The 6,919-nt window shown below is 47.3% G+C and carries 7 protein-coding genes and 1 pseudogene; 5 read left to right on the top strand and 3 right to left on the bottom strand.

The window, feature by feature from the left end; genetic code table 11:
• Window positions 1-328: 328 nt before the first annotated feature.
• A complete protein-coding gene (lepB, locus tag QUB70_RS31130; protein ID WP_015174642.1) occupies window positions 329-937 on the bottom strand; it encodes a signal peptidase I in 609 nt (202 codons plus the stop codon).
• A gap of 89 nt (window positions 938-1,026) precedes the next feature.
• Here lepB and QUB70_RS31125 point away from each other — a divergent pair, with 89 nt between their 5' ends.
• Genes QUB70_RS31125 through QUB70_RS31115 form a run of 3 tightly spaced genes read left to right on the top strand, consistent with a single transcriptional unit; the run spans window position 1,027 to window position 3,082 of the window.
• Window positions 1,027-2,355 carry a dihydroorotase gene (locus tag QUB70_RS31125; RefSeq protein ID WP_332985609.1) on the top strand — a complete coding sequence of 443 codons (1,329 nt, stop codon included), beginning with the start codon at window positions 1,027-1,029 and terminating at the stop codon, window positions 2,353-2,355.
• Between the two features lie 55 nt (window positions 2,356-2,410).
• Window positions 2,411-2,737 carry a DUF433 domain-containing protein gene (locus QUB70_RS31120; RefSeq protein ID WP_332985607.1) on the top strand — a complete coding sequence of 109 codons (327 nt, stop codon included), beginning with the start codon at window positions 2,411-2,413 and terminating at the stop codon, window positions 2,735-2,737.
• 3 nt (window positions 2,738-2,740) lie between these two features.
• Window positions 2,741-3,082, top strand: a complete 342-nt coding sequence (locus QUB70_RS31115; RefSeq protein WP_332985606.1) for a DUF5615 family PIN-like protein — start codon at window positions 2,741-2,743, stop codon at window positions 3,080-3,082.
• A gap of 16 nt (window positions 3,083-3,098) precedes the next feature.
• Here QUB70_RS31115 and tsaE read toward each other — a convergent pair whose 3' ends face one another.
• Both tsaE and QUB70_RS31105 read right to left on the bottom strand, forming a co-directional pair.
• A complete protein-coding gene (gene tsaE, locus QUB70_RS31110; protein WP_332985611.1) occupies window positions 3,099-3,548 on the bottom strand; it encodes a tRNA (adenosine(37)-N6)-threonylcarbamoyltransferase complex ATPase subunit type 1 TsaE in 450 nt (149 codons plus the stop codon).
• A 244-nt stretch (window positions 3,549-3,792) separates the two neighbouring features.
• Window positions 3,793-5,184 (bottom strand): annotated as a pseudogene (locus QUB70_RS31105) (gluconeogenesis factor YvcK family protein); the annotation flags it as partial.
• Window positions 5,185-5,348: 164 nt separating this feature from the next.
• On the opposite strand from QUB70_RS31105, the gene QUB70_RS31100 reads away from it, so the two are divergent.
• Both QUB70_RS31100 and QUB70_RS31095 read left to right on the top strand, forming a co-directional pair.
• Window positions 5,349-6,131 (top strand): ABC transporter ATP-binding protein, encoded by a 783-nt coding sequence (locus tag QUB70_RS31100; RefSeq protein ID WP_332985604.1) that lies wholly within the window; start codon window positions 5,349-5,351, stop codon window positions 6,129-6,131.
• Between the two features lie 202 nt (window positions 6,132-6,333).
• Window positions 6,334-6,714 carry a four helix bundle protein gene (locus QUB70_RS31095; RefSeq protein ID WP_332985603.1) on the top strand — a complete coding sequence of 127 codons (381 nt, stop codon included), beginning with the start codon at window positions 6,334-6,336 and terminating at the stop codon, window positions 6,712-6,714.
• The last annotated feature ends 205 nt before the right edge of the window (window positions 6,715-6,919 follow it).

The following is a 6,919-nucleotide window of genomic DNA, read 5'->3' as shown; positions in this document are numbered from 1 at the left end:
TTTTTTTTCTTGTGGAATGGGCATCTTGCCCGTTCCAGAATTTGATTAAAAGGATTTTTGCAAGAGGTCTATTAAACCGCTCTTGACGCAGAGGAAGAGATGAATGATTCCGATCTCACAATAATTGATATCACCCATCAACCCACAAACCCCGGCGGTTGGAAACCGCGTCTACACAAACAAAACCCGCCTGCGCGGGTTGAAGAATCGTAGCGTAGCGGGGCGTAAGCCATCGCACATTGCTCTCAAATTCCATATTTCTTAGTCCGCGGAGGCGGACATGGTTTGTGTAGATGCGGTTTCCAACCGCCGAGGATTTGAATGGTAGCTAATTTTTAGCGGGATAAAGGGGCGTGGGGTCGATCGAGCCTGTGCGGTTGAGCGGCCAAAAACGCACAATTGCCCTACCGATGATATTTTGCTTGGGCACAAACCCCCAATAATGGCTGTCGCAGCTTGCGTTGCGGTTGTCGCCGAGCACCAAGTAAGAATTTGGAGCTACAACTACAGGCCCGTAGGGATACTGCGGAATTTCTTCAATATATTTTTCCTGTAGCGGCTGCTTGTTAATAAAAACTTTTCCCTCTCTGACTTCCACAGTATCCCCCGGCAGTCCGATCACTCGCTTGATATAAGCATCTTTGATCGGTGGTGGCTGTCCCGTGCACAAACTAGCCGGGTCAGGAGGCATAAATACGATAATATCTCCTCGGTGGGGGTCTTGGAATCGATAGCTGACCTTATCTATAATTAATCGATCGTTAATTTGCAAGGTTGGCAGCATCGAGCCGGTGGGAATGTAGCGAGCTTCGGCAACCAGGGTGCGGATGCCAAATGCCAAGAATGCTGCTAAGCCGATCGTCTTAATTCCTTCTATCCAAGGATTTTCGGTATCTTGCGGGGGTTTTTCGTCGGCTGACTTGTCTAAACGAGTCATAGGGTATTGTAGTGACTGAGCTGGATACAAATTATAGACTTAATAATGTTTCCATGCTAGCACGCTGTCTACTCAATTAATGATATATTATGACTCCCAAATCCAGTTTGTTAATCCGCCGCGCTCGCATTCTGTTACCCGACGGCGAGTTTTTGGTAGGGGACGTGCAAATCTGCGATGGCAAAATTGTTCGGGTTGCTCCTGAAATTGCCGCATCGGGCGATCGCGAAATAGATGCGATCGGCTTAACTCTGTTACCCGGAGTAATTGACCCGCAAGTTCACTTCCGGGAACCGGGTTTAGAACACAAGGAAGACTTGTTTACCGCTAGCTGTGCTTGCGCTAAGGGTGGCGTGACTTCATTTTTGGAAATGCCGAATACGCGACCTCTGACAACAACCCAAGCTGCCTTAGATGATAAACTAAGTCGCGCTGCCGAGAAGTGTTTGGTGAATTACGGCTTTTTTATTGGGGCCACGCCCGAGAATTTGCCGGATTTGTTGAATGCGAATCCGACTCCGGGAATTAAGGTGTTTATGGGTTCGATGCACGGGCAGTTGTTGGTGGATGGAGAAGAAAAGTTAGAGGCAATTTTTGCCAAGGGCGATCGACTAATTGCAGTACACGCAGAAGACCAAGCTAGAATCAATCAGCGCCGTCAGGAATTTGCCGGGATTTCCGATGTCGCGATTCACTCCCAAATTCAAGACAATCAAGCAGCATTATTAGCAACTAAACTAGCCTTAAAACTTTCAAATAAATATCAGCGCCGCTTGCACATTCTGCACCTTTCAACTGGGGATGAAGCTGAGTTGTTGCGCCAGGAAAAACCGAGTTGGGTGACAGCAGAAGTTACGCCGCAGCATTTGTTGTTAAATAGCAGCGCCTATCAAAAAATTGGCAGTTTAGCTCAGATGAATCCGCCTTTGCGCGAGCCGCGCGATAACGAAATACTTTGGCAAGCTTTACTCGACGGTGTAATTGATTTTATCGCCACCGACCACGCGCCGCACACATTAGCAGAAAAAGCTCAAGAATATCCGAATACGCCGTCGGGAATGCCCGGAGTCGAAACTTCTTTGCCTTTGATGCTGACGCAAGCTGTGCAGGGAAGATGTACGGTGGCTCAAGTTGCTAACTGGATGTCGGTGGCAGTTGCTAAAGCTTATAAAATTCCGAACAAAGGGGCGATTGCTCCGGGTTTTGACGCCGATTTAGTCTTAGTTGATTTGGAGAACTACCGCCCGGTTGTCGGAGCAGAGATGGCGAGCAAGTGCGGCTGGAGTTCCTTTGAAGGTTGGAGTTTGACTGGGTGGCCAGTTGTGACTGTTGTTGGCGGCAAAGTTGTTTTTGAAAAGGGTAAATTGGATACAAATGTGAGGGGAGAAGCCTTGACATTTGACGCGGAGCAAGCATGAATTTAACTCAAGTGTTATAGTTGGGTATTCCTGCATCGCAAAGGCGATTTTACCCATGCTCCCCGAAGAACTAGAAACACAACTCCTGGCCTTAACTCCGATCGAGAAATCTGAAGCAATACGGCTGTTAACCCAAAGTTTAAACAATGGCTGGCCGGGAATTACGAAGACTCCCGGAGTTTGTGGCGGCGATGCTTGTATTGCCAAAACTAGGATTCCAGTGTGGCTGCTTGTTGGTTTTCGCAATGAAGGTTCAAGTGATGCTGAACTTCTACAATTTTATCCCCATCTCAGCGCGGCCGATTTAGTCAATGTTTGGACTTATGCTGATGCACATCTGGAGGAACTCGAAGAAGCAATCTGCAAGAATGAGGAAGCCTGAGTTATGCTGAATTTGTATGCAGACGAACAATTTCCTTTGCCAGTTGTGCAATTGCTGCGCGCTTTTGGAGACAATATTCTGACTGTTCAGGAAGCAGGAAAAGCAAATCTTGGCATTCCAGATCCTGAAGTCCTAGAATTTGCTATCACTAACGATAGAGCTGTTTTGACATTAAATAGGTTTGATTTTATCGGGCTGCACAACCGACAGCCAGGCCACGCTGGTATTATTGTTTGTACCAAAGATAGGAACGTAGAAAAGTTGGCAACACGCATTAATGATGCTATTGCTGGTGAAGAAACTTTGAGAGGTAAATTGATTCGAGTCAACCGCCCGCCGCAGTAAGTTCGATCGCCTTTTCTCAAATTTCCAATTGCCAATCCAATAAGTCGCCATTACCAATTAATTCAATTTGCCGCCCGGTATCTAAATAACTCAAACAAATTTGCAAATAATTTTCTGGTTTGTACTGCAATCTTTCCGCCCATTCGATCGCCACAAGTCCCAAATCCCTTTCTAACCCGTCCCAATAACTTTCTAAGTGCAAAGCCTCCGCTTCTTCGGGTTCTAGTCGATACAAATCTAGATGGTACAGCGGAATTCGCCCTGTAAAATACTCGTTAATTAGGGTGAAAGTAGGACTTTCAATAGAGTCTGAGATTCCTAAACCTTCGGCGATACCTTGAACCAATGTAGTTTTGCCAGCACCTAAATCTCCTTGTAGTAAGATTATAGTGCCGGCGGAGAGCGATCGACCTAACGCCATACCAAAATTGCGCGTAGCTTCAGCATCTGGAAGTGAAAGTATCATCTTAGTCATTAGTCATTAGTCATTAGTCATTAGTCAACAGTCAGTAGTCATTAGTCTCCCCCTCTCCCAATCTCCCCCTCTCCCCATCTCCCCATCTCCCCCTCTCCCCCTCTCCCCCTCTCCCAATCTCCCAATCTCCCCCTCTCCCAATCTCCCCATCTCCCCCTCTCCCAATCTCCCCATCTCCCAATCTCCCAATCTCCCAATCTCCCCCTCTCCCCATCTCCCCCTCCGTTTAAATGTTCTGGGCGCGGCCGTACCAACGCAGCAACATCCCCGCCAACCTTTGAGAATTGTGGCGAATTAAACCCGTATTTTTATCTTCATCCATGACGTTGGCAATGACAATTCGCCGCCCCAATTGCGTTACTGCTTCGCGATCGAGCACAACCGGATAAGAATTCTCCTGAGAATAGCGGATCAAAGCCTTTGCAGAAGGGACTTTTCCCTGAACTACTACAGCATCGAACAGGGGCCGGCCGCAAGCGCGATCGATCGCCCGAATATGGTCTGCAACACTGTATCCGTCTGTTTCTCCCGGCTGAGTCATAATATTGCACACATAAATGCGCGGAACTTCGCTGTTGGCGATCGCCTCGGCAATTTCCGGCACCAACAAATTCGGAATCACGCTCGTATAAAGACTCCCCGGCCCAATAATTATAAAATCTGCTTCCCTCAGCGCGATCGCCACCTTGGGCAAAGCGGGAGGATTAGCAGGAATGCAGCCTATTTTGACGATTTTTCCGTTAGCTTCGGTAATGCTGGACTCCCCCTCAATCCTCCTACCGTCCGCCAGTTCAGCCCACAAAGAAACGTCGCTCAGAGTAGCCGGCAGCACCTCTCCCCTAACTGCTAAAACTTTAGAACTCGCGGCGATCGCCTGTTCCAAATCTCCAGCAATATCGCTCATCGCCGTCAAAAACAAATTTCCAAAACTGTGACCCACCAAACCGTCACCGGCCTGAAAGCGATATTGAAATAACTCAGTCAATAACTTTTCCTCATCTGCCAAAGCAGCCAAACAATTGCGAATGTCTCCGGGTGGCAATACTCCAATTTCCCGCCGCAGCCTCCCGGAAGACCCCCCATCATCGGCCACAGTGACAATAGCAGTGATTTTGGCACTATAATCCTTCAATCCCCTCAGCAAGTTAGAAAGACCCGTACCGCCCCCTATTGCCACAATTTTCGGGCCGCGGTGCAAGCGGCGGTGGTTGAGGAGGCGATCGACCAATTCCTCATTCCCTTCGGGCATCAGCACTTGAGTAATAGAGTTCAAACTGCGAGTTTGCCCCCACAGAATTAACAAAATCCCGCCAGCAATCACGATCGGCCCCGACACGTAATTGGGAATAACTTCCGCAATCCACGCCAAAAAATTTCTCAACAATTGCAACAGGAAAAAAATGGGAGTCATCCCAGTCCAAATCGCTAAACCCAAAGTGGCAAGCACTACACCGCTGGCACTAATCAGCAGCCACCGTTTCACTAACAGTCCGGGGGCTAACCACTTAAACCACTGGTGAACTCGCCCGTTCCGCAAAGAAGGGGGGTAAGGATTTCTGGAACTGGCAAAAACCTGCTTGGCTTTAGCCAAGACGCGGAGGGCTTTAGGAAGTGAACTAATTGACATGGTTAATTAGTCTTAAGGGTATTGGAACAGCTCGAGCTGACAAATTTACAATACAAGAGAGTTTTGATTCTGGCAGTCAATTTAAGTCATTAGTTATTAGTCATGAGTCATGAGTCATTAGCTAGACTGATGACTGAGGACTGACAACTTATTGATAACATCCTATGGCTGAGCCACTAATCGAACTCAAGGGGGTAAGTAAGTCCTTCGGCCAGAACCCCATCCTCGATCGAGTCGATCTGAGGATTTATCGGGGAGAGGCCCTGGCAATTATTGGCCCTTCCGGGACGGGGAAATCTACGATTTTGCGGATAATTGCGGGTTTGTTGGCCCCGGATGCCGGGGAGGTTTTCGTTCAGGGACAGCGCAGGGTCGGATGGGTGGACGACGTGGCAGATCCGATCGGGATTGGGATGGTGTTTCAGCAAGCGGCTTTGTTTGATTCGCTGACGGTGGAGGAGAATGTCGGTTTTTTACTGTACCAGCATTCTAAGCTGCCGCGCCGCCGGATTCGGGAATTGGTGGAGGAAAAGTTGGAGATGGTGGGTTTGCCGGCAATTGGCGAACGCTATCCGGCGCAGTTGTCTGGGGGAATGCGGAAGCGGGTAAGTTTTGCCCGCGCTATCATGGCGAATCCCGATAATGCTAGGGATAATCCAGAGGTTTTGCTGTACGACGAACCGACGGCGGGTTTAGATCCGATCGCTTCGACGGTAATTGAAGATTTAATCCGCGAGTTGCAGGCTGCCCAAGGTGTTTGCAGCACTTATGCGATCGTCACTCACCAAGACAGTACCATCCGCCGCACTGCCGATCGCATCGTGTTTCTCTATCGAGGCAAAGTGCAGTGGGAGGGAACTGTCAATGACATTGCATCGACAGACAATTTACTGATCCGACAATTTTTTAGCGGCAGCGTTACTGGGCCGATTCAAGTTATTGGATAGTCAGTAGTCATTGGTCATTAGTCATTGGTCATTAGTCATTAGTCATTGGTCATTAGTTATTAGTCATTGGTCATTAGTCATTAGTCATTGGTCATTGGTCATTGGTCATTAGTCATTAGTCATTGGTCATTAGTTATTAGTCATTAGTTGTTGTTCATTAGTTGTTACTTGTTAGTCATTGATTATTAAGAGCGAGGGTAATATGGCAAGCAAGAGTTTTCAGGAATTGCGGGTTTATAGATTATCAGAACGATTAGCAGATGACATCTGGAAAATAGTTCACTGTTGGGATCTTTTTGCCAAAGATACGATCGGCAAACAAATTGTCCGTTCAGCAGATAGCGTCGGTGCTAATATAGCAGAAGGACTCGGACGAGGCAGCTATCAAGACAATCGACGCTTTGTAAAGATAGCCAGAGCGTCTTTGAACGAAACCCAGCACTGGTTGAGACGAGCTTACACTCGAAACCTTTTAACGGTTCAACAGGTAAATGAACTCACAGCCATCATTAATGACTTAGCCCCTCAATTAAACTCCTACCTACAATCTATCGGCTCATCCCCTAAAAATTACGATCAATAACTCACAAATAATAACTGAGGGCTAACAACTAACAACTAATGACCAATGACTAACAACTAACAACTAATGACCAATGACTAACAACTAACAACTAACAACTAACAACCAATGACTAATGACTAATGACCAATGACTAATGACTAATGACTAATGACTAATGACTAATGACTAATGACTAATGACTAATGACTAATGACTAATGACT

Origin of the sequence: Microcoleus sp. A003_D6, assembly GCF_036702825.1 — a bacterium.
Lineage (GTDB): Bacteria > Cyanobacteriota > Cyanobacteriia > Cyanobacteriales > Microcoleaceae > Microcoleus.
This window is presented reverse-complemented; position numbering and strand designations above follow the sequence as displayed.

Coding starts and splice junctions, on each gene's coding strand:
- lepB (WP_015174642.1), bottom strand. CDS start 937: ATGACTCGTTTAGACAAGTCAGCCGACGAAAAACCCCCGCAAGATACC.
- QUB70_RS31125 (WP_332985609.1), top strand. CDS start 1,027: ATGACTCCCAAATCCAGTTTGTTAATCCGCCGCGCTCGCATTCTGTTA.
- QUB70_RS31120 (WP_332985607.1), top strand. CDS start 2,411: ATGCTCCCCGAAGAACTAGAAACACAACTCCTGGCCTTAACTCCGATC.
- QUB70_RS31115 (WP_332985606.1), top strand. CDS start 2,741: ATGCTGAATTTGTATGCAGACGAACAATTTCCTTTGCCAGTTGTGCAA.
- tsaE (WP_332985611.1), bottom strand. CDS start 3,548: ATGATACTTTCACTTCCAGATGCTGAAGCTACGCGCAATTTTGGTATG.
- QUB70_RS31100 (WP_332985604.1), top strand. CDS start 5,349: ATGGCTGAGCCACTAATCGAACTCAAGGGGGTAAGTAAGTCCTTCGGC.
- QUB70_RS31095 (WP_332985603.1), top strand. CDS start 6,334: ATGGCAAGCAAGAGTTTTCAGGAATTGCGGGTTTATAGATTATCAGAA.